Source organism: Peptoniphilus catoniae, assembly GCF_901447155.2.
GTDB classification, from domain to species: domain Bacteria; phylum Bacillota; class Clostridia; order Tissierellales; family Peptoniphilaceae; genus Peptoniphilus_E; species Peptoniphilus_E catoniae.
In genome coordinates, this window is record NZ_LR588414.1 from 175,274 (window position 1) to 202,033 (window position 26,760).

17 protein-coding genes and 1 other annotated feature are annotated in these 26,760 nt (G+C 34.9%); of the genes, 14 read left to right on the plus strand and 3 right to left on the minus strand.

What is annotated here, in order from left to right; all coding sequences use genetic code 11:
- Nucleotides 1-41 precede the first annotated feature (41 nt).
- Nucleotides 42-875 (minus strand): pirin family protein, encoded by an 834-nt coding sequence (locus tag PEPCATONIAE_RS03430; protein ID WP_138159574.1) that lies wholly within the window; start codon nucleotides 873-875, stop codon nucleotides 42-44.
- 106 nt (nucleotides 876-981) lie between these two features.
- On the opposite strand from PEPCATONIAE_RS03430, the gene PEPCATONIAE_RS03435 reads away from it, so the two are divergent.
- The 8 genes from PEPCATONIAE_RS03435 to PEPCATONIAE_RS03470 all read left to right on the plus strand — a co-directional run bounded on the left by PEPCATONIAE_RS03435 (nucleotide 982) and on the right by PEPCATONIAE_RS03470 (nucleotide 10,692).
- Nucleotides 982-2,577 (plus strand): potassium/proton antiporter, encoded by a 1,596-nt coding sequence (locus PEPCATONIAE_RS03435; RefSeq protein ID WP_138159575.1) that lies wholly within the window; start codon nucleotides 982-984, stop codon nucleotides 2,575-2,577.
- Nucleotides 2,578-2,645: 68 nt separating this feature from the next.
- Nucleotides 2,646-2,885, plus strand: a binding site (T-box leader).
- 77 nt (nucleotides 2,886-2,962) lie between these two features.
- Entirely contained in the window at nucleotides 2,963-4,009 is a 1,047-nt protein-coding gene (locus PEPCATONIAE_RS03440; protein ID WP_138159576.1) for an ABC transporter substrate-binding protein, read from the plus strand.
- Nucleotides 4,010-4,018: 9 nt separating this feature from the next.
- Nucleotides 4,019-4,906, plus strand: a complete 888-nt coding sequence (locus tag PEPCATONIAE_RS03445) for an ABC transporter permease (RefSeq protein WP_138159577.1) — start codon at nucleotides 4,019-4,021, stop codon at nucleotides 4,904-4,906.
- Complete coding sequence (locus tag PEPCATONIAE_RS03450; RefSeq protein ID WP_138159578.1) at nucleotides 4,899-5,678, plus strand: ABC transporter ATP-binding protein; 780 nt, start codon at nucleotides 4,899-4,901, stop codon at nucleotides 5,676-5,678. Before PEPCATONIAE_RS03445 ends, PEPCATONIAE_RS03450 begins: the two co-directional genes overlap by 8 nt.
- 124 nt (nucleotides 5,679-5,802) lie before the next feature.
- Complete coding sequence (locus tag PEPCATONIAE_RS03455; RefSeq protein WP_138159579.1) at nucleotides 5,803-6,438, plus strand: NAD(P)H-hydrate epimerase; 636 nt, start codon at nucleotides 5,803-5,805, stop codon at nucleotides 6,436-6,438.
- Between the two features lie 68 nt (nucleotides 6,439-6,506).
- Nucleotides 6,507-7,229 (plus strand): ABC transporter ATP-binding protein, encoded by a 723-nt coding sequence (locus PEPCATONIAE_RS03460; RefSeq protein WP_138159580.1) that lies wholly within the window; start codon nucleotides 6,507-6,509, stop codon nucleotides 7,227-7,229.
- Complete coding sequence (locus PEPCATONIAE_RS03465; protein WP_138159581.1) at nucleotides 7,226-9,334, plus strand: COG1361 S-layer family protein; 2,109 nt, start codon at nucleotides 7,226-7,228, stop codon at nucleotides 9,332-9,334. The genes PEPCATONIAE_RS03460 and PEPCATONIAE_RS03465 overlap by 4 nt, the downstream gene beginning before the upstream one ends.
- On the plus strand, nucleotides 9,334-10,692 hold the full coding sequence (locus PEPCATONIAE_RS03470; protein WP_138159582.1) for an ABC transporter permease: 1,359 nt from the start codon (nucleotides 9,334-9,336) through the stop codon (nucleotides 10,690-10,692). The genes PEPCATONIAE_RS03465 and PEPCATONIAE_RS03470 overlap by 1 nt, the downstream gene beginning before the upstream one ends.
- A 15-nt stretch (nucleotides 10,693-10,707) precedes the next feature.
- Here PEPCATONIAE_RS03470 and murJ read toward each other — a convergent pair whose 3' ends face one another.
- Complete coding sequence (gene murJ / locus PEPCATONIAE_RS03475; RefSeq protein WP_138159583.1) at nucleotides 10,708-12,303, minus strand: murein biosynthesis integral membrane protein MurJ; 1,596 nt, start codon at nucleotides 12,301-12,303, stop codon at nucleotides 10,708-10,710.
- 132 nt (nucleotides 12,304-12,435) lie between these two features.
- On the opposite strand from murJ, the gene PEPCATONIAE_RS03480 reads away from it, so the two are divergent.
- Both PEPCATONIAE_RS03480 and PEPCATONIAE_RS03485 read left to right on the plus strand, forming a co-directional pair.
- Nucleotides 12,436-14,187 (plus strand): ABC transporter ATP-binding protein, encoded by a 1,752-nt coding sequence (locus tag PEPCATONIAE_RS03480; RefSeq protein WP_138159584.1) that lies wholly within the window; start codon nucleotides 12,436-12,438, stop codon nucleotides 14,185-14,187.
- Between the two features lie 249 nt (nucleotides 14,188-14,436).
- A complete protein-coding gene (locus PEPCATONIAE_RS03485) occupies nucleotides 14,437-16,725 on the plus strand; it encodes a VaFE repeat-containing surface-anchored protein (protein WP_138159585.1) in 2,289 nt (762 codons plus the stop codon).
- A gap of 113 nt (nucleotides 16,726-16,838) precedes the next feature.
- On the opposite strand, the gene PEPCATONIAE_RS03490 is transcribed toward PEPCATONIAE_RS03485, so the two are convergent.
- Nucleotides 16,839-17,501 (minus strand): endolytic transglycosylase MltG, encoded by a 663-nt coding sequence (locus tag PEPCATONIAE_RS03490; protein ID WP_138159586.1) that lies wholly within the window; start codon nucleotides 17,499-17,501, stop codon nucleotides 16,839-16,841.
- A gap of 143 nt (nucleotides 17,502-17,644) precedes the next feature.
- Between PEPCATONIAE_RS03490 and PEPCATONIAE_RS03495 the strand changes: the two genes are divergently transcribed.
- Genes PEPCATONIAE_RS03495 through PEPCATONIAE_RS03510 form a run of 4 tightly spaced genes read left to right on the plus strand, consistent with a single transcriptional unit; the run spans nucleotide 17,645 to nucleotide 26,677 of the window.
- Nucleotides 17,645-18,625: an RluA family pseudouridine synthase gene (locus tag PEPCATONIAE_RS03495; protein ID WP_138159587.1), complete on the plus strand. Its 981-nt coding sequence runs from the start codon at nucleotides 17,645-17,647 to the stop codon at nucleotides 18,623-18,625.
- A 2-nt stretch (nucleotides 18,626-18,627) separates the two neighbouring features.
- Nucleotides 18,628-21,312, plus strand: coding sequence for a PD-(D/E)XK nuclease family protein (locus tag PEPCATONIAE_RS03500; protein WP_138159588.1), 2,685 nt, complete (start codon nucleotides 18,628-18,630; stop codon nucleotides 21,310-21,312).
- Nucleotides 21,312-24,410: a UvrD-helicase domain-containing protein gene (locus PEPCATONIAE_RS03505; RefSeq protein WP_138159589.1), complete on the plus strand. Its 3,099-nt coding sequence runs from the start codon at nucleotides 21,312-21,314 to the stop codon at nucleotides 24,408-24,410. The genes PEPCATONIAE_RS03500 and PEPCATONIAE_RS03505 overlap by 1 nt, the downstream gene beginning before the upstream one ends.
- Nucleotides 24,411-24,421: 11 nt before the next feature.
- Nucleotides 24,422-26,677, plus strand: coding sequence for a heavy metal translocating P-type ATPase (locus PEPCATONIAE_RS03510; RefSeq protein ID WP_138159590.1), 2,256 nt, complete (start codon nucleotides 24,422-24,424; stop codon nucleotides 26,675-26,677).
- Nucleotides 26,678-26,760 lie beyond the last annotated feature (83 nt).

Genomic DNA, 26,760 nt, shown 5'->3' on the forward strand with positions numbered 1-26,760 from the left:
ATCTTAACAAAATCATCTTAAGATAATATTTTTTATGAGCTTTATTCATCTATTTTATCTTTAATAAAGCTTCCATCACGAAGTTCTCTAAAGGCTAATTGCAATTCTTCTTCAGTATTCATAACTATAGGTCCACCCCAGGCTACAGGCTCCTTAAGAGGCTTTGATGCCATCCAGACAAGCTCGCAATCAGATAAAGCCTCTATAGTAAGAGAGCCTGAGGATAAAAGCGCGTCTGTCTTTTCAGAAATGGTGTCTTCATTTACCTTAACCTCTCCCAAAAGAGTAAATAGATGGCTGGTGTAGCCCACCTTTGATTCAAATTGAAGCTTTTCGCCCTTCTTCATCTCTATAACAAAATAGTCAAGGGGATTATATTTAGGCTTAAAGCCTTCTTTGTCAGCAAGACTTCCGCTGTAGATTTTGATTTTTGTACTGCCCTCTTCTAAAATAGGTATGTCCTTATCGGATACCTCCTTGTAAAAGGGGTGAGTCATTTTGTTTTCTTTTGGAAGATTTAACCAAAGCTGAAGTCCCAGCAGCCTATCTTCTTCAGCAAACATTTCTGAATGCATAATACCAGAGCCTGCAGTCATCCACTGAATCATCTTAGGGCCTATGGTCTTTTCGTTGCCCATGGAATCCTTATGTGTTACCTGACCCTTTGACAGGTAGGTAATAGTTTCTATACCTCTATGAGGATGAGTGGGAAATCCAGCTTTATAGTCCTCGTAATTTGTCGAATCGAAGCTGTCAAGCATTAAGAAGGGGTCATGACTTTCTATAGTTGATGTGTTTAAAATTCTTATAAGCTTTACACCTGCACCGTCTTTTGTTTCCTGTCCCTTTAATTTTTTTAATATTTTAGCTTTCATAATCTCTCCTTTTTATATTTGTTATATTTATACCCTATTGGTGAATTATTTTATATGCTTTTTATGGTACAATATCCATAATAAAAAAAGAAAAAGAGAGGCTACAATGGGACTTTTATTTATTGCAATTATATTAATAATGGCACTTTTCGCCATTAACTTATCAGATAAATCGGGAATACCCTCATTACTTTTATTTTTAACACTGGGCATTATATGTAAGCTTTTAGGAATCAGTTTTGATAATTACGAACTTGCAGAAGGTGTTTCCACCTTTGCCCTAGTTGTAATTATGTTTTATGGGGGCTTTGGTACCAATTGGAAAATGGGTAAGCCTGTTGTAAGGGAGGCCGTGGTTTTAGCATCTTTAGGTGTAGTTTCAACTGCCCTTCTTACGGGAGCCTTTGTGCATTTTTTCTTTAAGCTGCCTTTAATTGAAAGTATGCTTTTAGGTTCAATAGTAGGCTCTACTGACTATGCCTCAGTTTCAAATATACTGGCTTCAAAAAACCTTAACCTTAAATATAATTCAGCATCTCTTCTTGAGCTTGAAAGTGGTTCCAATGACCCTACAGCTTATACAATGACAATGCTGTTTTTGTCCCTTGAAGCAGGCAGTGATGTTTCAGTACCTCTACTTATTCTTAAGCAGTTTATTTTAGGAGCGCTTATAGGATTTGCCTTTGCCTATATAGTTTCAAAAATTGTTCTTAAAATTAATATGCAAAAGGACGGTCTTGCAATAGTATTTATGGCATCGGTGGCACTTTTAACCTATTCCTTTACTAATGTAATAGGAGGTAACGGATTTCTTGCAGCCTATATTTTTGGCATCTTTATAGGCAACAAGCCTTTTGTGGGCAAAAAGGATATAGTATTTTTCTTTGACGGTTTTACAGAGCTTATGAGTATAGGACTTTTCTTTACCCTTGGACTTTTGGCAAATCCCGAAAATATTTTATTAACTCTTCCCATAGCCTTTATTATTATGATTTTTATGACCTTTGTAGCAAGACCTTTGTCAGTTGTAGCCTTGATGCTTCCCTTTAAACTTAAAAGGAATCAATTGACAGTTATATCATGGGCAGGACTTAGAGGAGCTGCAGCAATTGCCTTTGCTATTATGGCGGTAAACAGCACAAGTAATTTGACTATCGATATTTATCATATAGTTTTTGGAATATGCTTCCTGTCCTGTCTTGCACAAGGATCCTTTATGGCCTATGTGTCTAAAAAAACCGATATGATCGATCCTAATGATACAGTTCTTAAAACCTTTAACTTTTATGTAGATAAAAGCGATATTTCCTTTATGCAAACCTTAGTTACTGAGGGCAGCAGCCTTATAGGTAAGAAGGTAAAGGATCTTGATATGGCCTTAGGCTTTATCGTTGCAAAAATTGAAAGGGATGGAAATACTATTGTTCCCAAGGGTAATACGGAATTTAAAGAGGGAGATGTTGTAATAGTTGCAGGAGAGGAATACTTTGACTATCAGGGAGAAGAGATAGTTGAATTTTCAGCAACGGGTCTGCATCCATGGATAGGTAAGAGAATAGTAGACCTAAATCTTAAACATAACAAACTTATTTTAACTATAAACAGAAAGGGCAAGTTTATAAGAGCCTCAGGAGATACTGTAATAAGTGATGGAGACAGAATTCTTTTAATGACTGATGATCATATAAACTTTGATAAGTAAGTGATTAATGAGGAGAATAATTTATAATTTTTTGTTGACAAGTTTTAAAGATGTAGTATACTAGCTAGTATAAACCGAAAACGAAGAATAGTAGGCGGAGATGGAAGTGCTAAGAGAGTGATACATTTAGGTGTGAGTATCTGCATTTCTTCCGGTGAATGGACTTCAGAGGGTGGGAAGAAATTTTTTATAAAGAGTAATGCCCAACGGAACCCTACCGTTATATTGGGACCAATATGATAGTATTGATGAGAGTGCTTAAAGCAAATTTGGGTGGTACCGCAGAAGTTACGACTTTTGTCCCATAGGGGATGGAAGTCTTTTTTTTATTCCATCCTTCTCATTCTATTTGTCTATTAGGAGAAAAATAAAAGGAGAGAAGAAAATGAAATTTAGAAAGTTATTGTTGGTATTAGCGATTTTTGCCCTTGTTTTTACAGCTTGCGGCAAGAAAGAAAGTCAAGAAAGTAAAGAAAACTCAGAAACTGCTTCAACAGAGGCTACTAAAAATGTGAAGATAGGTATTTTACAGTTTGCTCAACATGGATCCCTTGATAATTGCAGAACAGGTTTTATAAAGGGACTTGCTGATAACGGTTTTGTAGAAGGAGAAAACCTTACTATAGACTATCAAAACGCTGAAGCTGATATGGGTATTACAAGTCAAATTGCAAATTCCTTTGTAGCTAATAAGTATGACATGATAGTTGCAATAGCAACTCCTGCAGCTATGAGTGCCTACAATGCCGCAAACGGTACAGACATTCCTGTAATTTATACTGCAATAAGCGACCCTGTTGCCGCTCAGCTTGCCAATGAAGATGGAAGCTCAGTAGGTAACATTACAGGAACTAGCGACAAGCTTCCAATAGATGCACAGCTTAAAATGATTAGAGAGGTTTTACCTGATGCTAAGAAAATAGGTGTACTTTATACAACAAGTGAAGCTAATTCAATTTCCATGATAGAAACCTATAAGGAGCTTGCACCTAAGTATGATTTTGAACTTGTAACTGAAAGTGTAACAACAACTGCTGATATACCTCTTGCAACTGACAGTATCTTATCCAAGGTAGATGCTCTTACTAACCTAACAGATAATACTGTTGTAAATTCACTTCCTACTATAATGGATAAGGCAAAGGCTAAAAATATTCCAATTTTCGGTTCTGAAATAGAACAGGTAAAAATAGGTTGCCTTGCATCAGAAGGTATAGAGTATGTTTCCTTGGGAGAACAAACAGGAGCCATGGCGGCAAAGGTATTAAAAGGTGAAGCGAAAGCTCAAGATATGCCTTTTGAACTTATAAGCAATTCAAGCTTGTACTTAAACAAGGAAGTTGCAAAGGAGCTAGGTATTGAATTTAGCGACTCTCTTATTAATAGAGCCAGCGAAGTATTTGAAACTATAGAAGAACCTAAGCAAAAATAAGGTGGTTAAATGGATATAATTATTGGAATTTTTGAACAGGGCATGACCTATGTCTTCCTTGCCTTGGGACTATATATTGCTTATATAATTTTAGATTTTCCGGACCTTACAGTAGACGGCAGCTTTCCTTTAGGAGCGGCGGTAAGTGTCTTTTTAATAGTAAGGGGAGTGGATCCCTTAGCGGTTTTATTTATAAGCTTCTTTGCTGGAGCTATGGCAGGTATGATTACAGGCCTTATTCATATAAAGCTTGGAGTTAAGGACCTGCTTTCAGGTCTTATTATGCAAACTGCCCTTTATACAATTAATTTATTTGTAGCAGGCAAGGCCAATGTGCCTATATTTAATAACGACACTATCTTTTCCAATAAGTTTATAAATGGGATTATTCCGGAATCTTTGGTTAAATACAAGGTTTTGATTATAATGATTCCAATAGTTTTAATACTTAAATTTGCCCTTGATGCCTTTTTAAAAACTAAGGCCGGTTTTCTTTTAAGAGCCACAGGGGACAATCCCGTTCTTGTAAGAACCATGGCTAAGGATCCGGGCATGATAAAAATTCAAGGCCTTGCCATATCCAACGGACTCGTTGCCTTAAGTGGTGCTCTAGTTGCTCAAGAGCAGAAGTTTTTTGAAATATCTATGGGTACAGGTTCAATGGTAATGGGCCTTGCCAGTGTGGTACTGGGAATGAAGCTTCTTGAAAGAGTTACCTATCTTAGAGGGACAAGTAAGGTTGTAATAGGGTCCATACTTTATAAGGCAAGTATTGCCCTTGCCATTAGCATAGGACTTACGGCAAATTCCATGAAGCTTATAACAGCTCTTATATTCCTTGCTATACTTGTACTTGGAGATGGGGGACTTAGAAGAAAGAGGGTTAAAAATGCTTGAACTTAAAAATATAAATAAATATTACAACTTCGGGACCATTAACCAATTTCAAATTTTTAATAACTTTAATTTAAAAATAGATGACGGAGACTTTGTAAGCATAGTTGGAAGTAACGGTTCAGGTAAAACCACCATGCTTAACTTAATTTGCGGGTCTTTACCTATAGATTCAGGCATTGTTGAAATAGACGGGGAAGACATAAGTCTTAGAAGGGAACATTTAAGGTATAAGGAAATGGGAAGAGTTTTCCAAAATCCCGCCATGGGAACATCACCCTCCATGACCCTCCTTGAAAATATGTCCATGGCAGACAACAAGGGCAAGCCTTGGAACCTAACCTGGGGCATTAACAAAAAGAGAAGAGATTACTACAGATCTCTACTGGCACCTATAGGTCTTGGACTTGAAAACAAACTTGATGAAAAGGTAAATTCTCTTTCAGGAGGACAAAGACAGGCTGTGGCACTTTTAATGGCCACTATGACACCTATTAAGTTTTTAATCCTAGATGAACATACTGCAGCCCTTGACCCTAAAACTGCAGATATAATAATGGACATTACAGAAAAGATAGTAAGGGAGAAAAACCTTACAGCCCTTATGGTAACTCACAATTTAAGATACAGTTTAAAATACGGAAACAGACTTCTTATGATGCATGAAGGAAAGGTCCTTATAGATAAAAAAAATGAGGAGAAAGCAAATCTTAACATAGATGATATCCTTGACAGATTTAATCAAATAAGTATTGAAGTTGGAAATTCCGTTTAAGTCGGTGCTTAGGCATCGGCTTTTTTATTTGCCTTCCAGATATAATATAAGACTTTTAAGAAAAGATGACTTAATGTAAAATATTTATAAAGTTTAAAATAAAGATAAAATTTGAGAGGTCTATATGAATAGAGAAGCTATAAGCAGAAAAGAAATGATTGACGCTGATAAAAGAGCTATAAATTTTTATAAAATTCCTTCTATAGTTCTAATGGAAAATGCAGCTATGGCGTTTTTTAGTGAAGTTAAAGATATGTATCATAAATTCGTAGTTGTATCTTCTTGCGGCAACAATGGAGGCGATGGACTTGCCATTGCAAGACATCTTTACATAAGCGGAAGAGAGGTTAAGGTCTATATAGCAGGAAACCCTGACAAAATGACTGAGGACTGCAGGATTAATTATGAAATATTAAAGAATTTGGAAGTGCCTATAAACTTTTTAGAAGAAGATAAATTGGATAAATTTTCGGAAGCTATAAGAGATTATTTCCTTGTAGATGCAATTTTCGGCACAGGACTGTCAAGAGAGGTTCAAGGCTTTTATAAAGAGCTTATAGAAAAAATCAACCTTTGCTCCAAGGCAACCCTATCTGTAGATATACCTTCAGGGATAAATGCCGATACGGGAGAAGTAATGGGAGCAGCTATTAAAGCTTCCGAAACAATAACCTTTCATAAAATAAAAAAGGGACTTCTTAAAGCTCCAAGATACACAGGTGTCCTTAAAGTAAAGTATATAGGAATACCTAATAAGTAGCTGAAGTCGCAGAAGGAAAATATTTTTTAGAAGACCTTATTGTGATATAATCCTTTAGAGAGGTTGACATGGAAGAATTTATAAAAATCAAAAATTTAAGCAGAATTTACAAAATGGGCAAGGAAAAGATATATGCCTTAAACGGTATAAACCTTGACATTTACAAGGGAGAGATTCTGTGCCTTTTAGGAACTTCAGGAAGCGGAAAATCCACTCTTCTTAATATGATGGCAGGACTTGACAAGCCAAGCTCCGGAGAAATAATTATAGGAGGAGTACATATTGAAAAGTTAAATGAAGTTCAGGTTACAAAGTTCAGACAATTAAATGTTGGATTCGTCTTTCAATCCTACAATCTTATTTCATCTCTAAATGCTCTTGACAATGTAAGTCTTGGGCTTATCTTTAAGGGGCTTAAAAAGAAGGAGAGGGATGAAATGAGTAAAAACATACTTGAAAAGGTAGGGTTAGGTGAGCGTATTTATCATAAGCCGTCGGAAATGAGTGGAGGTCAGCAGCAAAGGGTGTCAATAGCAAGAGCCTTTGTAGATGCTCCAAAAATAGTTTTTGCCGATGAGCCTACGGGAAACCTTGACACCAAAACCTCCATGGAGGTAATGGACTTAATGTGTTCCATGGCAAGAAGGAATAACCAAACACTTATAATTGTAACCCACGATATTGAAACCTCTGTTTATGCTGACAGAATTGTAGATATGAGGGATGGAAAAATTACAGGGATAGAAAATAACAAATCAAAAATCCTGCTTTCAGGAGAGGAGACTATATGAAGAAACTATATTTACTATTAGCATTTTTATTATTACTGCCCTTTAGTGCAAGAGTAGAAGCTGGAGGTGAAGGGGAAACATTTAATATGAAGCTTGCCGTTTCGGCGCCCCAAACCATTACCATAGGCGAGGGAGGGGGAGCTGTTGTAAAAGTAGGTATTACTAACAACTCCCCAAATTCAATAAATAGACTTACAGCTACCGCCAAAATAAAGGATCCCGATAAGGTTTACATAGACGGTAAGGGTGAAATAATACCTCCTGAAAATAATTCTATATCAAGTAACGAAACAAAATCAGGGTATTTTAAAATAAGAACTGACGCGGACTTTACTTCCAAAACCATAGCAGTTGAAATTAATATGAGATACTATATTAAGGACGAACGGTTTATGGAGCAGAGTGAAACTATCTATGTAAGAGTGGAAGCACCGGATAAGCCGATTAATCCGTCAATTGAAATAAAGAAAATGCAGCTTGGCTGGATAGATTCAATAGAAGCCGGAAAAACCTTTCAAGTTCCCTTTGAAGTTATTAATACAGGGGATGCTCCAGCAAAAAATATAAAGCTGTCCCTTGATGGACTTGAAAACAAGGGGATAACTTTAGCATCAGGTCTTTCCACTATAGATATTACAAGACTTGGACCGGGAGAAAGAGAGTATGTAATTTTCAACTTAAAAACCGACAGATCAACTGGAGCCGGATCCCATATGCTTAATTTAAAATACACCTTTGTAGGGGAAAAGGAGACCTCAGCGCCTATTGAAGGCTCTTACCAGTTTACCATTGATATTTTAAAATCAAATGAAACATTATCAATGCTTCAGTTTGAAAATATAACCTTTCCCACAGGCTCCATAGGCAGAAACAAAACTGCAAGTATATCCTTTGACCTTATAAATACAGGAAAGTATAAGGCTGAAAATATAATTGTAACTGCAGATAGTCAAGACCAATCAGGACTTGCATCAAAGTCTGTTTCCAAGGTAATGGCAAAGCCTTTGGCACCGGGAGAAAGCTCTCACTTTACCTTTGACTTTATTACAACTCCTGCAGCTGAAACAAAAAATTATCCTGTAGAAATTAAAGCAACCTATACTGATGAAACTACAACAGACGCTTCCAAGGAGGCTAGCCAAATAGTAGGGGTCTTTGTAAAGGCACCTAAGGAGAAGGATCCTAATGCGAAGCCTGATGAAGGACCTGTACCTAAGCTTATTATAGAAGAATATTCTTTTTCACCGGAAATAATTGAGGCGGGTAAGCCCTTTAATATGTATTTAACCTTCTATAATACCAATGCCAACAAGGCGGTAAAAAATATTAAGATATTTCTAACATCAGACACTCAGGAATCAGCAACGGGAAATGGCGAACAAAGTTCTCAAGGATCTCAGTCTACAGCATCAGTATTTACTCCTAAGGGTAGCTCCAATACTTTTTATGTAGCAAATATTAATCCGGGAGAAAGAATAGAAAAAGAAATTACCCTTACTACAGTACCTGATACTGCAGCTAAGACTTATACAATAGTGGCAAATTTTGAATATGAGGATGCCCAGGCAAATAAGTACACCGCAACGGAACAAATAGGAGTTCCCGTAGTGCAACAGGCAAAGCTTGATGTAGGGGAGATAATTCCTCAAGGCGATTTTATGATGGGTATGGAAACTCCTTTGTCAGTTGAATTTTATAACACAGGCAAGGCCACCCTATATAATGTAATGGTTAAAATTGCAGGAGAGGGACTTAAATTTGATACTCCCACCTACTTTAAGGGAAACTTTTCTCCAGGCAGCTCCGATCAGTTTTCAGTTAATATAACACCTGAAAGTGAAGGTAAAAAGAAAATAAGTATAACCTTCAGCTTTGAAGACTCTACAGGAGAAAGTAAGGAGGAAGTAAGAGAATATGAATTTGAAATAATGGATCAAGGACCTACGGATGCCGACATGCCTTCCGAAGAACCGGGGCCAGGAACAAGTCCCATTGTTAAAATTCTTGGAGCTCTTATAGCCTTACTTGGTATTATAGCTGCAGCCATAATTCTTATAAGAAGAAAGAGAAGGAAAAATGAAGAAGATGAGGATATGAAATTATAATGAGGTCTAAAGATTTAATTCAAATGGCCTTTAGAAACCTAAGCAACAGAAAAACCAGAACCTTCCTAACAGTTTTAGGAGTAATAATAGGTACCAGCTCCATTATAGTTATGCTTTCCATAGGATTCGGATTTTCGAGAATTAACAGGGCCCTTTTGGGAAATGTAAATCTGAATGTGCTTAATTTGCAGCTCTATGATTATGGTAATGTGGAAGGAGACTCAAATGCCCTACCGAAAAAATCAAAACCGAGAAATGATACTGCTGTCTCTGAGGTGAAAAAGGTCCCTCATGTTAAGGCGGTAATGCCTATGTATTCAGGAGACCTGCAATTAGTAAGTGGAAGGCTCTCCGGGGGAGCTCAGTTTAAGTCAGTTGATCCGTCAGCTATGGAGGACTTCGGATACGAGGTTGAAGAGGGAAGACTTTTAACAAATCAAGATAACAAGTCAGGTATGGTCTTAGGCTCCTATGTAACCAAGGGTTTTTACGATCCTAAAAGGGCAAATGTGGATTCAAGCAATAAGGTAAAGCCTATGACCAGTAGAATTGAAGTTAAGGGTATGCAGGTTTATGATGAATCAGAAATGCGTTACGGACCATCTTCTCAAGAATCGGAAAGCCCTGTGGAGGAGCAGAAGGAATATAAGGAAAAAATTAAGGTTGTTGGAGTTCTAAAAGAGGATCAAGGGGACTGGGAAAATTCAAATACGATTTTTATAACCAATGACTATTTAAAAAATCTTTATAAAAACTATGCCAAGCCCGGAAAAAGTATAAAGGATATGCTACCAAAGGAATACAATGAGATAAAGGTCTTGGTAGATAAGGTTGAAAATGTTGAACAGGTTCAAGAGGACATAAGTAATTTAGGATACTGTCCAATAAACTACAGGGCCGAAAGTATGAAGGCACAAAATCAACAGCTTATTGTAGTGCAATTAGTTTTCGGTGCAATAGGGGGAATAGCCTTTTTAGTAGCGGCAATAGGCATATCCAATACCATGATAATGTCCATTTATGAAAGGACTAAGGAAATAGGAGTAATGAAGGTTATAGGGGCCTCCATAAAAGATATAAAAAAACTTTTCCTTGTAGAGGCGGGCTTTATAGGTCTTATTGGAGGAACGGCGGGTATTATTTTATCCCTTATCATTTCTTTTGGAATTAACTTTTTTACCAAGGGTTACTTCAGTTATATGGAAGAGATGCATATAAACCCTAAGCTTTCTTACATACCTTGGTGGTTAATATTTATAGCCCTTATATTTTCAACTATGATAGGAGTTTTGTCAGGATACCTTCCTGCAAGAAAGGCCATGAAAATATCAGCTCTTGATGCCATAAGAAGCGAGTAAGAAAAAAGCTAAGTCTTAATTTGACTTAGCTTCTTTTTTATTATTAATTTTTCTTCTTAGAATCCTTATAACATCTCTAATTTCTCTAACACCAAGAAGGTACATACATACTATATAAACTATCATAGCCAGACTAACTACAAGAATAAGAATTAAAAGCTTTATGACCTTGCCGGGTAGATAGCTTGATAAAAATCCCAGAAGTAAAATTTCTAAAGGATAGTAGCAAAAGGCCACAAGACCCATGGCGACAGAAGCCATTAAAGTTTTAATAAGGGCTTTAATGTAAGACCTTGCTCCGAAATGACCGATTTTCTTTCTAAGAAGTACAAAGGAAGCAAGAACGGCAATGGTAGTTGCTATACTTACTGAAGCAGCAAGTCCTCTTGTTCCGAATCTATGTGCCACTGACAGGTTAAGCCCCACATTAATAAGGACGTTAATAAGTCCTATATAAAAAGGAGTTTTAGTGTCGGATATTGAGTAATAGACCCTGTTTAAAACATTGCTTAAGGACATGGAGATTAAGGCTATAGAATAAAACCTTAAGGTTGCCGTTGTGTCTATGGCATTTTGAGCGGTAAATCTTCCATGGAAGAAAGCTATATCAACTATAGGCTCCGCTAAAATAAGCATACCTATAGTAGCCGGCACAGTTAGAAAAAGCACTGTTTTAACAGAGGCATTCATAACTCTTTTGCCTTGGATAATATTTCCTGTACCAAAGGCTCTTGACATAGCGGGAAATATTATTGCAGTAATTGCTGTAATAAATACTCCCAAAACCATAATATTCATTTTACTTGCATAGTCTATAACAGATGTAGAGCTTACCTCCATACCCATGGCAAGTCTTTTGTTGACTATTATATTTATATCGTTAATGGCGGTACTTAATAAAATAGGCAGAGCAAGTACCATAGCTTCCTTAACATAAGAGTCTTTAAAATTTATAACAGGCATAAATTTAAAGCCGGCTTTAAAAGAATCAGGCAGCAAAAATATTACCTGAGTAACAACGGCAAGCACTGATACAATTGAAAGTCCTACTATCCCGCCTTTTTCACTAAAGAAGTTAAGATAGATAATGTAGGTAATATTAAGAGGGATGGCAATTGCTCCTGCTGCAGCAAATCTACCTTCATATTGCAAAAATCCGGTAAAGACACCGGCCATAGCTGAAAAAATAATTACCGGAAGACCTACCTTAATAAGCTTGGCAATAAGGTCAAGCATTTCAGGAGTTAGTTTGTTTTTAGGTGCCACAAGAGCAGCCAAGTATTCCGAAAAGAACATTCCCAATCCCACTACAAGAGTGGATATAAGGATTACTATAAAAAGCATATTATTGGTAAATTTGAGCTTCTCCTCATGACCTAAATCCCTTTCAGCCTTTTGAAGGGCAGGTATAAAAGTAGTGGCAATAGCTGCCGTAATAAGCATTGATATAATTGATGTGGCAGATTGACTGGCAACATAGGCATCCATTTCAGCAGTTGCTCCAAAACGAGCGGCCCTTAATATTTCTCTATATAAACCCAGTAATTTTCCAATTAAAGAAAAAATAACAATGGCCAAGGTTGACCTGGCGATTTTTTTAGTAGTTTCCATGATCTCCTCCCTGTAGAAGTATATATTTATTAAATTTTAAAGTCAATAAAATATCTTTAAACTCTTTTTAAGTTAAGGATTCTTAAACTTGCCTGTAATTTTATTTTAATATAAAATTAAATCGGTGATTAAATGAAAAATCTTGACCTTATAAAAAGAGTAATGCCCTATTTTAAAAGGTATAAAAATATTTTATTTATAGATTTAATATGTGCAGCCTTTACAACTGCAGCTGAAATGATTCTTCCCTTAATTTTAAGGACTCTTACCAACAAGGGGCTTTACGATTATGAAGGTCTAACAGGCTCCTTTGTAGTAAAGCTTGCAGCCTTGTTTGCATTATTAAAGGTTATAGAGATTATTGCCTACTACTATATGGCAAATATAGGACACATGATGGGAGCAAAAATAGAAACGGACATGAGGTCTGATTTATACTCTCACCTTCAAACTCTAAGCGACTCCTTCTATAATGAAACAAAAATAGGAGTTCTAATGAGTAGAATAACCAATGACCTGTCGGATATAACGGAGTTTTGTCACCACTGTCCTGAGGAATATTTTATAGGAAGTATAAAAATAATCTTTTCCTTTATAATACTGGCGGGAATAAATTTAAAGATGACTCTTTTAATTTATATCCTTATACCTATAATGATATACTTCGCATCAAAGTATAATAAGAGATTAAGAAAGGCACAAAAGGATCAGAGAGTTCATATAGGATATTTAAACTCTTCAATAGAGGAGTCCCTTTTAGGCATAAGAGTAGTTAAGAGCTTTGCCAATGAAGATGTGGAAGCTAAAAAATTCAACAGGCAAAATTCCAAGTTTTTATCCATTAAGGGAGAATTTTATAAATCTCTTGCCGGTTTTATGGTAGTAACAAGGACTTTTGACGGCCTTATGTATCTTTTACTTATATTGTCCGGCGGCTATTTTATGATAAAAAAACAAATAGAACCCTCAGACCTTATAGTTTATGTAATGTATATAAGCTCTCTTCTTAATACTGTAAGAAGGATAGTTGAATATACTGAGCAGTTCCAAAAGGGCATGACGGGGATAGAAAGATTTGCCGAAATTATGGATATAAAGTCTGATATAGTCGACAAGCCGACAGCCAAGGACCTTAAAGACATAAAGGGCTCAATAGAATTTAGAAATGTAGACTTTAAATACGAAGAAGATACGGACTATGTTCTTAAAAACTTTAATCTAAAAATAAATCCCGGAGACAACATTGCCATAGTAGGTCCCTCAGGGGCAGGCAAAACCACTATATGTAATTTGATTCCAAGGTTTTATGATGTAAGCCAGGGCGAGATTTTAGTTGACGGCAACAACATAAAAGACCTTAAATTAAGATCCCTTAGAGATAACATAGGAATTATGCAGCAGGACGTTTATTTATTTTCAGGGACGGTTATGGATAATATAAGATATGGGAGGACCGATGCCAGTGACAAAGAAGTAAGGGAGGCTGCAGACCTTGCCGGAGCCACTGAATTTATAGATAAGCTTCCCCAAGGATTTAATACCTATGTTGGAGAGAGAGGAATAAAGCTTTCAGGCGGACAAAAGCAAAGAATATCCATAGCAAGAGTATTTTTGAAAAACCCGAAAATTCTTATACTTGATGAAGCGACTTCAGCCCTTGACAACAGATCAGAACAGGTAGTACAGGAATCCTTAGAAAAGCTTGCCAAGGGAAGGACTACAATTACCATAGCCCATAGACTTACTACAGTGCAAAATGCAGATGAGATTTTGGTAATGGAAAACAGAAAGATAATTGAAAGAGGTAGCCATAAGGAGCTTATGGAAAAGAGGGGAGATTACTATAAGCTTTACACTAAGGGCGGACTAATTAATGCAAATTGACAGATGTTATATAAAACATCTGTTTTTTTATTTTTAATAGTTTTAATTAAAGCTTACCTAAACACTATTTTATAATCTATTAAATGTTTATAAAAACAATATACAAAACTTTTAAATGTGTTATAATCTAGGTATCTGAAATTTCATTGCTAGATATTTTAAAACAATTTTATTTTAAACAGAGGAAATTCTACCTCTCCCAAAATTTTGGGGGGGGGGGTATTTCTGTTTTATGAAAGGAGGAAAAGAATGAAAGGAAAAATCAGAGCAGTGATGTTGCTTTCCATGGCCTTGCTGCTACTTCCTGTAAATGTTTTTGCAGAAGACGAATCTGAAGATCCGGGAAGTGTTCCTGATAAGACTGTTTCTGTAGAGTCTAACTTATCTTCTGAAGACTCTTCGGAAGACACTTCTGAAGATAAAAAACCTGCAAAGGACATGGGAGAATCTGAAATTTTGGAAGAGAAAGAAGATAAAAGCGAAACTACAATAAGCGAAGAAGACGAAAAAGAATTTTCAGCTGAAGTTGAATCTTCCGAAACAAATGATACTGATACTAAAAGCACAGAAAATATCCAAACTGAAGCTCCTGTTAAAGAATCTGAAAAAGAAACAGAGGTTTACGAAGACAAAGAGCCTGAAAAAAGCGAGAAAGAAAGTGAAGCTAAGGCAAAAGACCCTACAATTGCTAATGAAGCCGACCTTGAAATAGGAGAAGAATTTAATAGTGGACCTGTAAGAGATGGCGGTGGCAGCGGTGGCAGCATCCTTAACTTTTCACCAAGGGAATTGGAACCTAATAAGTTTGTTATAGTTAAGAAAGACGAAAATGGCAATCCCATGAGAGTCGCTTTTAAAATTACAGATGTGGACACGGGAGAAAGCCATATAGTTGTAACAGATGCTGACGGTGTATCCAATCCTGTTTTTCTTAATAGTGATACTTTAAAGCCTTGGGGTGGAGACGCTAACTTTTACTTATACGAAAATAGAATAAAGAATCTTATTGAGTCAGGAGATCCCCTTCCTAATGGAGAGAAGCCTGAAAAATCTGAATTATTCGGATCCCATGAGTCATTGGAACCTAATAGCGGATCCGGAAGCCCATCTAATGTAAATGACGGCTTTCTTACTCAACCGGAAAAACCTAATCCCTATAAATATAGCGATTTTTACAAAGACCAAGGAGCTTATTTTAAAAGCGCAGTAAACAAGGGCTATGTAAAAGTTGTAATTAGATATGGATATCGTAGTAAGAGCGAAAATAAAGATATTTGGGTGCATAAAGATGCCTTTGAGTATAAGGATCTACCTATAGATGAGGTACCTAAAATTTCTACTTATTTGGATAAAAATGGACAGTTTACTGAAGAGCTTAGGAAATTTGAAAAAACAGTAGAAAGCTTTTCAGAAAAACGCTATGCGGCTCTTGTTAAGGAAGGAAAATTAAAGCTTCCGGAAGGATTCGACTATGCGAGATCTGATATAAGTCTTGTTTGTTATCAGGACTTTAGTGAGCATACCTACACGGTGGAAGAATTACGTACAGATACAAATTTAAATCATGAACTTAAAAGCTTTTATATAAAAAGCACTCCAAGACCTATGTTATTAAGTGACTTAGAACCTCCTTCTCCGGAGGATATGCCTGACCCAAATCATCCACCAATTATACGTTTTAGTCCAGCAGGCTATGAATTGAAAATGGGTCCTAACATTAACAATATAAACACTCCCAGTATGACAATTGTAAGAGAAATAGAAAAAAAGGTTTATGTAGAACCCGGAGTTGTGATTACACCTGAGGGACCTATTAAGGAAGAAGGCGGATATAAGACTATAAAGGTTAAAGTTTATGATCCGGCCTTTGGATGTATAAACAAGAAATTTGTATTTAAAACCGAAGCATCTCACCCTGAAAAATCTGAAGAGAAGGTTGTAACTAGGGGAGAGAAAACTGAAGTTATAGATAAGATTACTTTTGACAAGCTAACTGAGGGTAAAGAATATAAATTTGTCGGTAGACTTATTAATAAGAGAACTGGTGAAGAAGTAAAGACAGAAGAACCTATAGTTTATGAAACGGGAAAACTTGAAAGCTCAAAGGGAGAAACTACTATAAAGGTAACTTTTGATTCAAGCATATATAATGACGGAGATGAATTTGTTTTTCTTTATAAGATTTATGAAGATGGAGTATATGCAGGTTATGAAGATGATTTAAATAACGCCGCACAAACCTTTAAAATTAAAGGCGAAGTTAAACCGCCAGAAGAAGAAACACCTCCACCGAAGGAAGAGACACCACCACCAGAAGAAGAAACACCTCCACCTAAGGAGGAGACACCACCACCGGTAGAGGAAACCCCTCCACCTTTAGTGGAAGAACCAAAGGAAGAAGTTTTTGTTCCTGAAAAACCGGCAGAACCTACACCTGCATATATGGCACCTAAGACCTACGATCCAGGCATGGGACTAAGTATGTTAACTGCCATACTAAGTGGTGCTGCTCTTGGATTCTTAAAGAAAAGAAAATAGTAATTAAAAAGGAACCTATCATAATTGACAGGACCTTTTCTTTTAGATTTATAACAATTATTAATTAAGTCTTTATATAAAAAAGGATTAGATATATTATCTAATCCTTTTTTTTACTTAGTAAGAAGCTCAATAAGCTTTGAGTTTCTAATAGGAGTTGTAAACTCATATTCACCTGGCTTAAAGCTGTAGTATAATTTCATTTCGCCTATCTTGTTTATAAGAGTATCTACAGATTCTATAACACCCATTTCTTTTAGTTTTGTTGCCACACTGTATCCGTCATCTCCATCTACAATTGTAATTGTATGTACCTCCTGCTTTTCTCCGGTTAATTTTAAAACTGTGTCCAGGATTTTAGTTCCTCCGGCAATTTCGTAACTTCCCGGTGCAAATTTGTTGTCAAGGCCCATATTGTAAACCATAAGCTTAAAGGCTTCCCTATCTGTCATAAGCTTCTTTTTTAGAAGCTCGTCTGCTATTTCATCTATACTTGCATCCTGAGGAATCCTTACAGTTATATAACTTTGTTCAATTACCTCAAGCTCGGAGGTTTTAGGTGTATCCTCTTTTTTATAATAGGCAATAAAATCCTTTTTAGTTTTTTCAAGCTCGTCAATCATAGTAAATTCAATTTCACCATCTGATACACTTTCCAGGTAGAGTGTGTCTGACTTCCATTTAATTATCATAAAAAGCAGACCTATTATTAAAACCACAAGAAGAAACCTAAAAAGCTTAAAGGTAAAATCAATTAATCCATAAAAAAATTTCAAGTAAAATCCTCATTCCTTTCATTTATAGAAACATTATAACACAATCTTAAGCTTATGTTTATTTATAAAAGAAAAGACAAGTTTACCTATTAAAAATTAAAATATGTTATTATCAAGATAGATTAAAAAAAAGAGATGATTTTATGAAAGAGATAAGTATAGAAATTAATGACGCGGGACAAAGAGTAGACAGATTTTTAAAAAAGTATTTAAAAAATGCCTCCCTGTCCTTTATATATAAAAGCTTAAGGAAGAAAAATATTCTTGTAAATGACAAGAAGGCAAAGCCTGAGGATATATTAAAGGAAAAGGATAAGATAAAAATATTTTTCAGTGATGAGACTTTAACTAAATTTATAGGAAAAGAGCCTGATTTAAGGTCAGGGAAATTCCCCAGGGTAATATATGAAGATGACAATATTATTTTGCTGGATAAGCCGGCGGGAATTTTATCTCACAATGACTCATCAGCCTATGTAAGAAATATGGTTGATATGATGGTGGACTATCTTATTGCCAAGGGGGACTACAATCCGAGACTTGAGAAAACTTTCAGACCCTCTATATGTAACAGACTTGATAGAAATACTTCGGGAATTTTAATAGCCGGCAAAAACGCTGCAAGTTTAAGAGAGATAAATGATTTGATTAGAAGAAATATCCTTGAAAAATATTATTTGGTCCTTGTTAAGGGAGAAGTTAAGGAGGATTTTAAAGACAGATCCTATTTAGTAAAGGATAGTAAAAACAACAAGGTCAGTGCTTTAGAATCAGGGGAGGAAGGAAAGCTTTCTTTAACGGAATTTAAAGTTGTGGAATCAAGCAAGGGCTATAGCCTTCTTGAGGTTAAGCTTATAACGGGAAGGACCCATCAAATAAGGACTGTCCTTAAATCAAGAGGACTTCCTATTTTGGGAGATATAAAGTATGGAAGAAAAGATTTAAACAAGGAGTTTGAATCTAAATACGGCTATAGGAATCAATTTTTGCATAATTATAAAATAAAATTTGCTGATGCTGATAACGACCTTGCTTATTTAAAGGGCAGGGAGTTTTACAGTGAACTACCTAAAAAAGAGCAGGATATTTTAAGAGATATTTTTCAAAAGGAGCTTTGGAGATAAAAATGAAAGTAGTCTATAAAACAGACCTTAATAAAGATAATCCGGACCTTAAAGAAATAATTATTAACTATTTAAAGGAAGATAAAAAGATTTTATATATTTGCCCCTCCATTGAATCGGCAGACCAAATGAGGGACCTTTATATTGAGGGCCTGAAGGGATTATCAGGTATAGATTTTTCCACCTTTGATTCTTTAAGGTACAGGACAAGAGATAAGCTGCCAATAGACAATAATATTATTAAGCAGTTTATCTTTGAAACCCTGTCTATGGATGGTTACAGTTACCTGTCAAAGAACAGAGGAAGCATAAATATGATTCTTGAATTTTTAAGAAGGGCCAGGGAGGATATGGTTGACCCTCTAAGTGAGCCTCAAGATCCTCTTCTTAATGAACTTTTTTTAGTTTATAGAAAGTATTTGGATTTCCTTAAAAATTATAATGTCACTGATTTATTGGAAAACTTTAAACTTAATGATAAGGCTTTTGATTTAATAATAATTGATGAGTTTTATTCAATAAAAAATTTGGACCTTGATTATATTTTAAATCTTGGAAATACTTGTGATGTCTTAATAAACATCCCCTATTTTCTAAAGGACCTTAATTATTCTGATAACTTATCGGATTTTTTTGCCAAAAAGGGTTTCCGGATAATTGATAAGAGAGAAAGCTCCTTTAATGAAATTAAAAGCCTTTATGAGAAGAAGATGTACTATCTTAAAGACTCAAACAGCTTTTATAAGAACAAGTCTGTTTTTAAGCTTTTAAAGCTTAATCCTACATCAACAGATATAATTAATCTTTCGGGAGAGGATCTGAATTATAATGGCCAGATGGCAGTGGAGGCTATTCATATTAATAATATTGAATCAACAGAGTCTAACGGACCTTTGATTCATGAATTCAGCATTTTTTTAGATTATTTAATTGACGATAGTAAAGGCAGGCTTATAAATAGGCTTAAGCTTAAATATTTTCCAATAACTGAAAAAATCGATGAGGCTGTGGCGGATTTTTCAAATATAGATTTTAAGGATTACTATGATCTTTATAATTCCACCAGAAGAGAGGTGGAGCTGGAGCATTTAAGCTTAAGTGAATTTTATGATATAGTTTCTGCCTTAAAGGTAGATGTTAAAGGAGCTTCAGATTTTACAGGTTATTCGGATTTTTTACTTAAAGAGCTTGAAAGTGCAAGGTCTTACATAGAAGACCATTATAAAAAGACAGCAAATGGTGAAATCTATGTTAGAGATAAGAATATCTATAATTCAATTAAAAATATACTTGATTTTTTTAAAAGCTATGACAGATATTTTGAAACAATAAGCTTTAAGCAATATGTTTCTCTCCTAAAGGACTACATGGGAAATATTACCTATAGGTTTAAGGATTACTATGCTCCAAATCTATATAATGCCAACAACTTTATAGGCTTAAAATTTAAAAATCTTGTAATTGAAGGACTTAATATAAACTATCCCAACTATGGAAAGGAAGATCCGGTTTTTAATTTTGAAAGGGAAAATGAACTTAGAAGCCTGGGCTTTAATCTTATTTCTTTTGAAGATACTTATCAAAGAGAGCTGTTAAAGTTTTTAAGACTTATAGGAAAATCAGAGAGGATTTATATAATAGGTCTTAAAAGTGAAGAGGATGATTCTTCGGTTTTTCTTAATTTATTTAAAAATATAGGAGAAATTAAAGTTAGGGACATATCTTCAGAAACTGAACTTCTTATAAATATTATAGATGATTTGGAGGAAGGAATTTTAAGGGAAGATATGATAAAAAAATATAAGAGCCTTGGGGATTATAAATCCATAAACAAAAGAAGTCTTTATGAAAATTTAAAAGGTATAAGACCTATGATTCTTTTAACAGACAAGGCACTTAATAAGCTCACTATGCTTTTAAAGGTAAGGGACTTTTACGCTACGGACTTTGATAAATATATGGAATCTCCCTATGAATTTCTTTATGAGACTCTAGTGGGTATAGGAGAGCTTATAGAAGATCGTGATACTTACTATATGGATTTGGGTAAACTTTACCACAAAATTTTAGAAAACTATATAAAGACTTACACAAAATTAAACAGAGATCTTTTAAAGGATATGATTGCCCGTGAGATGAGGATTAATGATCCTAACAAGGTAAGCTTTAATGCTGTTGACAAGGCCAAGCTTAACAATCTTACAGATACTCTTTTTAATTTTATTAAAATGGATATTGAAAATAGAAATGGTTATAGACCTGTTGAATTTGAATTACCCTTTAGTTTAGACCTTGGAGAATTTAAAATCAAGGGAAGAATTGACAGGATAGATGATTTTGAGGGCTTTAAAATTATTACCGACTATAAAAGCTCAAAAAGTGATTCGATAAAGGATATTAAAAATCTTACATCACTACAAATGCCCATTTACATGCTAAGTCAGGATAGCGTAGTTGAGTTAAGATATGGTCTTATAAATAAGGGAGAATATAAAATTGTTTTGTCAAATTCAGATATAAGGCCTGAGACTAAAGCATCAATGACAGGAGAGGAAATTAACGATTTAATGAAAGGTGCTTATAGAGTTTTAATTGAAATTTATGCAGATATAGCTTCAGGAAATTTCACCGGTGGAAACCTTACTAAGGAGATATATAGAGATTTATTCAGGGAGGCAAGGGACTAATGGAAGAGCTTAATGAGATACAAAAAATTGCTGCGGAAAACCTTCTGGACAATATTTCTTTAAGTGCCGGAGCAGGTACGGGAAAAACAAAAGTTTTAACAAGGCGTTATATTAATATTTTAAAAAATGCAAAGCTGACAAAGGGTAGAGAGATTGATGAAATTTTAGCAATAACCTTTACCAATAAAGCTACCGAGGAAATGAAGGCTAAAATAAAAAACGCCTTGCTTGCTGAAGATAATAAAGATTTAAGAGAAATTGGAAAATATTTTTCAAGATCACAAATATTTACTATACATGGTTTTTGTTCACAGCTAATAAGAAGGAGGGCCATTAGCATAGGAGTATCTCCGGATTTTGAAATATGCGAACCTGAAATAGCCAAAGCCATGATTTCAAAGGTAATGGATCAGGTTTTAGATGAGTATAAAAACGATCAGGAGGTCTACGATTATCTCAGAGAGACAGGAGAGTATTCTTTAAGAGGTCTGAAGAAAGAGCTTATAAATTTATATGATGTTATTAGAAATAAATCCATGACCATTGAAATGGTATCGGAATTAAATGACAGCTTTAATGGAACCTTAAGCTTTAAGGGCTTTGAAGACTTAATAAACCTTTTACATGAGTATGCAGCTTTAAATCCGGGCCCCACTTTTAAGAAATTTTATGTAAGTGAAGAATTTATTTTATTTTTAAATAATCCCTACTATGATTATCTTGGCACAATAGAAAACAACCTAGGTAAATCACAATCTGAAAAGGTAGTTGAAAAAAGAGAGGAAATTTTAAAGGAGATAATTTACTTAAAGGATAACCTGGAGATTCACAATTTAAAATACTATAAACTGATTCTTAATATTTTAAAAAGAGCGGATCAAGTTTATAGCTCTTTAAAAAATGAAAGAGAGCTTTTAGATTATAATGACCTTGAAGACTACTGTCTTAAAATTTTAAGCTTAGGCGTAAAGACGGACTATAAATATATATTGGTGGATGAATTTCAAGACACTAACCCAACTCAAATAGAAATTTTAAAAAGACTGACAAACAACCTATCGAAGGATACAAATCTTTTTGTAGTAGGAGATCCTAAGCAAAGTATTTACGGTTTTAGGGGAGGAAGTTTAAAGTCCTATAAGGAATTTACAAAGGACATGAAATACTTAGGAGCCTTGGATCTTCAAATGAAGGAGAATTACAGATCGTCAGCAAAGCTTGTGGAAAGTTATAATTTTATATTTTCCAAGCTTTTAAAGGAAGACTATAATCCTATTAATGCCAATGTTAAGGGAAATGAGAAAATTAAAATTCTCCATTATAATTCAGATGAGGAGCTTGCCGTTGCAAGTTATATTAAGGACCTAATAGATGGCGGAGCTAAAATGAAGGACATAGCAGTTATTTTCAGAAGGAAAAAAGACATAGATAAACTTGAAAATGCCCTAATAGAAAGGGGAATAAGGGTTAATAATACTTCTAAAAAGTTCAGTGATTTAAAAGAGGTAAGAGATCTATTAGTTTTAAAGGCTGCCGCTTCAAATAAAAAAGATATAATAAATATTTTGTCTTATTTAAAATCACCTATGGTGGGACTTGATGAAAATTCCATTTTTCTTTTGGCTTTAAAATTTAAGGAAAATGGAGATATTTCCTATAATGACAAAGATGAACTTGAAGAGGACATGAAGCAACTTTATGTTGAAGGTCTTGAAAGATTAAACAAGCTTAGAGAAATAATAAACTATTATAGCTTATCAGATTTTTATATAAAGGCCATTGAGCTTTTAAGCTACTATGAAATTGCAAGGCTCTGCTATGGGAAAAACGCCCCTATAAATATAGACAAGTTTTTAAGACTTGTAAGGGATTTTGAAAAGAAGGATATAAGATTTGATTTGGATTTTAAAGACTACTTGGAAGCCGGAGAAGTTGAGGAGGAGTTTGCAGAAGACGGTGTAAATCTAATGACTATACACAAGTCAAAGGGACTGGAGTTTAATCATGTAATTATTTGCGACTTTAATCTAAGAACTCCTATAAGTGCAGACACCAATAAGTTTCAAGTTGGAGAAATAGGCCTTGGTATAAATCTTGAAGGTAGAGATGCCAAGTATAAAATTATTAGAGAGTCCACTACTAAAGAGGAAATTGAAGAGGAAAAAAGAATTTTTTATGTGGCGGCAACAAGGGCCAAAGAAACCTTAACCTTCAGCATTTTCATTGAGGATAAGGATAAGCCGGAGCCTAAGCTTAAGAAAAACAGCTATGCAATGATGCTGAAGAGTACAGGATTTTCAGATTTGGACTATATCTTTAAAGAATCAGTTGAAAGTGGCAGGGCAAAGCTTATACTTATACCTGACCTTGATGATATTAAGAAGGACGACTGGGAGTGTCTTGAAGATGAATCTTCTTATCTTTTGGACAAGATCTTCTCTAAAAAGAGAATCTTAAAATATTATTCAGCTACTTCCTTTTTGCTTTATTTAAAAGATCCCGACCTATTTATAAAAAGATACCTTCTTGGAGATGAAGACGAACTATCCTATGAGGACGGAATGGATTCCAAGGCTTTTATTATTGATCCCAGGACCAGAGGACTTATTGTTCATAAGTATGCCGAGCTTGAGCCTTACGATACGGATGAATTTTTAAATAAAATGCTGAAAGTTTATGATTTAAGTAAGACAGAGGAGCTTGTAAAAGTTTTAAAAGACCACATTAATGCTTACAATAAAATAAAAAAGGGTAGCTTGTTATATAGTGAGTTTAATTTTCATTATAAGTTTGAAGATATAATTATTACCGGATCCATTGATCAAATAAGGGAGGTGGACGGAAAAATCGAACTTATAGATATAAAGACAGGCTCCTTAAATGAAGACCCGATTAAGTATTATTCTCACCAGCTTCATATCTATATAAGGGCCTTTGAGGCAATAAAGGGAGTAAAGGTAGATAGGGCGAAGCTTTTATCTACTGCAGATAAAAAAGAATATGACATAGATATAGGTGAGGATAAAATAAATGCAACTATGGAAAAATTTAAGGATTTTGTAATAGATGTAGAGAAAAATCTTATTAATATTAATTAAAGGAGCGTTATATGAAGGAAAAATATTCAATTACCGGCATGACTTGTTCAGCTTGTCAGTCTGCAATTGAAAAAAGTGTAAATAAGCTAGATATAAATGAAGTTTCAGTAAATCTTTTAACTAACAGCATGATTGTAGACTACGATGAATTAAAAACAAGGTCTGAGGATATAATAAAAGCTGTTAAGGATGCAGGATATGGAGCAAGTTTAAAGGGAGATAAGACAGAAGCTGAGGCAAAAAACTATGAGGATCCATTTGAAGAAGATTTAAAGATATTAAAGGCTAGGTTGACAAGGTCCTTAATATTTATGATTCCACTATTTTATATAGCTATGGGGCCTATGTTTAAGCTTCCTCAGCCGGAATTTTTATCGGGTAAGGAAAATGTCCTTATACTTGCTTTAAGTCAAATGCTTTTAACTATTCCCATAATGATAATCAATTCAAAATTTTTTACAGGAGGCTTTAAATCTTTATTAAAGGCATCACCTAATATGGATTCTTTAATAGCCTTAGGGTCATCAGCGGCATTTATTTATGGAATTTATGTAATTTATAAGCTTGCCTGCGGTTTATCCCATGGAGATATGAGTGTTCTTGATAGGTTCAGCCACGACCTCTATTTTGAATCGGCAGGTATGATCTTAGTTCTTATTAGTCTCGGAAAATACTTTGAAGCTAAAGCAAAAAAAAGAACTTCAGGAGCTATTAAGGCTCTTATGGATCTTACTCCTAAATTTGTTAACATTGAAGAAAATGGAATAGAAAGGTCCATACCTATAGAAGAGGTAAAAGCGGGGGATCTTATAATTATAAGGCCGGGAGAAAATATACCTGTTGACGGAGAAATTATTAACGGATCCACTACTATAGATGAATCGGCCCTTACGGGAGAAAGTGTTCCTGTAGAAAAAAATAAAGGTGATAAGGTAATGTCCGCCACTACAAATAAAACAGGATCTATAAAGTTTAAAGCAACAAGTGATTCAAAAAACTCAACTATTGCAAAAATAATAGAGCTTGTGGAAGAGGCCAATGCAGGCAAGCCTCCTATAGCTAAGCTTGCGGATAAAATTTCTTCTGTTTTTGTCCCGACAGTTATAGGTATATCCCTTATTACCTTTACAGCTTGGTTAATAACCTCCAAGAATCTTGAAATATCTTTAACAATGGCTATTTCGGTTCTTGTTATATCCTGTCCATGTGCCTTGGGACTTGCCACACCTGTAGCAATTATGGTAGGGACAGGTGTAGGCGCAAAAAACGGTATACTTTTTAAATCTGCTGAAGCTCTGGAAAACCTTCACGAGACGGACAAGATATTACTTGATAAAACAGGCACAGTAACTACAGGAGAGTTTTCAGTAAGGGACATAATTACAAGGGACATGAGCGAAGAGGAATTTTTAAAAATAGCCGCCGCTATAGAGTTAAAGTCCGAGCATCCTCTGGCTAAATCTATAGTAAAGTATGCAAGACAGAAGTCAATAGAAATAGAGGAACCTGAATCTTTTACAAGCCTATCAGGAATGGGTCTTATAGCAAGATTTAAGGGGAAAAGCTATTTAACAGGAAACATTAAACTTTTAAGGGAAGAAGAAATAGAAACCTTTGACTTTGAAAAAAAGGCACAGGAATTTTCCAAGGAGGCAAAGACTCCAATTTACTTTGCAGACGGAGAAGGAGTAATAGGCTTAATAGCTCTGTCAGATACCTTAAAGGATGATGCAAGGGAAACTGTCAGTGAACTTCAAAAAATGAATATAGATGTAAGTCTTGTAACGGGAGACAATAAAAATACTGCAGAAACCCTCGGAAAGCTTTTGGGAATAGATAAAATTTATTCAGAGGTTTTACCTCAGGACAAGGAAAAAATTCTAAGGGATGAAATAAACAAAAATAATAAAGTGGCTTTTGTTGGAGATGGAATAAACGATGCTCCGGCTCTTGCTGCTGCTCATGTAGGAATAGCCATAGGATCAGGAACAGATATAGCTATAGAGTCTGCCGATGCTGTTTTAATAAAATCAAATATGAAGGATCTTTTAACTGCTATAAAGCTTTCTAATGCTACAATTAAAAATATTAAAGAAAATCTTTTTTGGGCATTTTTTTACAACGTTATATGTATACCTGTTGCAGCAGGTGTATTTTACAAGAACTTTGGCTTAAAATTAAATCCTATGCTTGCTGCACTTGCCATGAGCTTTTCTTCCCTTTTTGTTGTAACAAATGCTCTAAGATTAAACAAGTTTAAAGCTTAAAGTCTCTTAAATAAAGGAGAAAAACAGACAGGTTATGTGATATAATCAGAAGGAATTTGTATTAATGTAAGGATAGGAGAGAA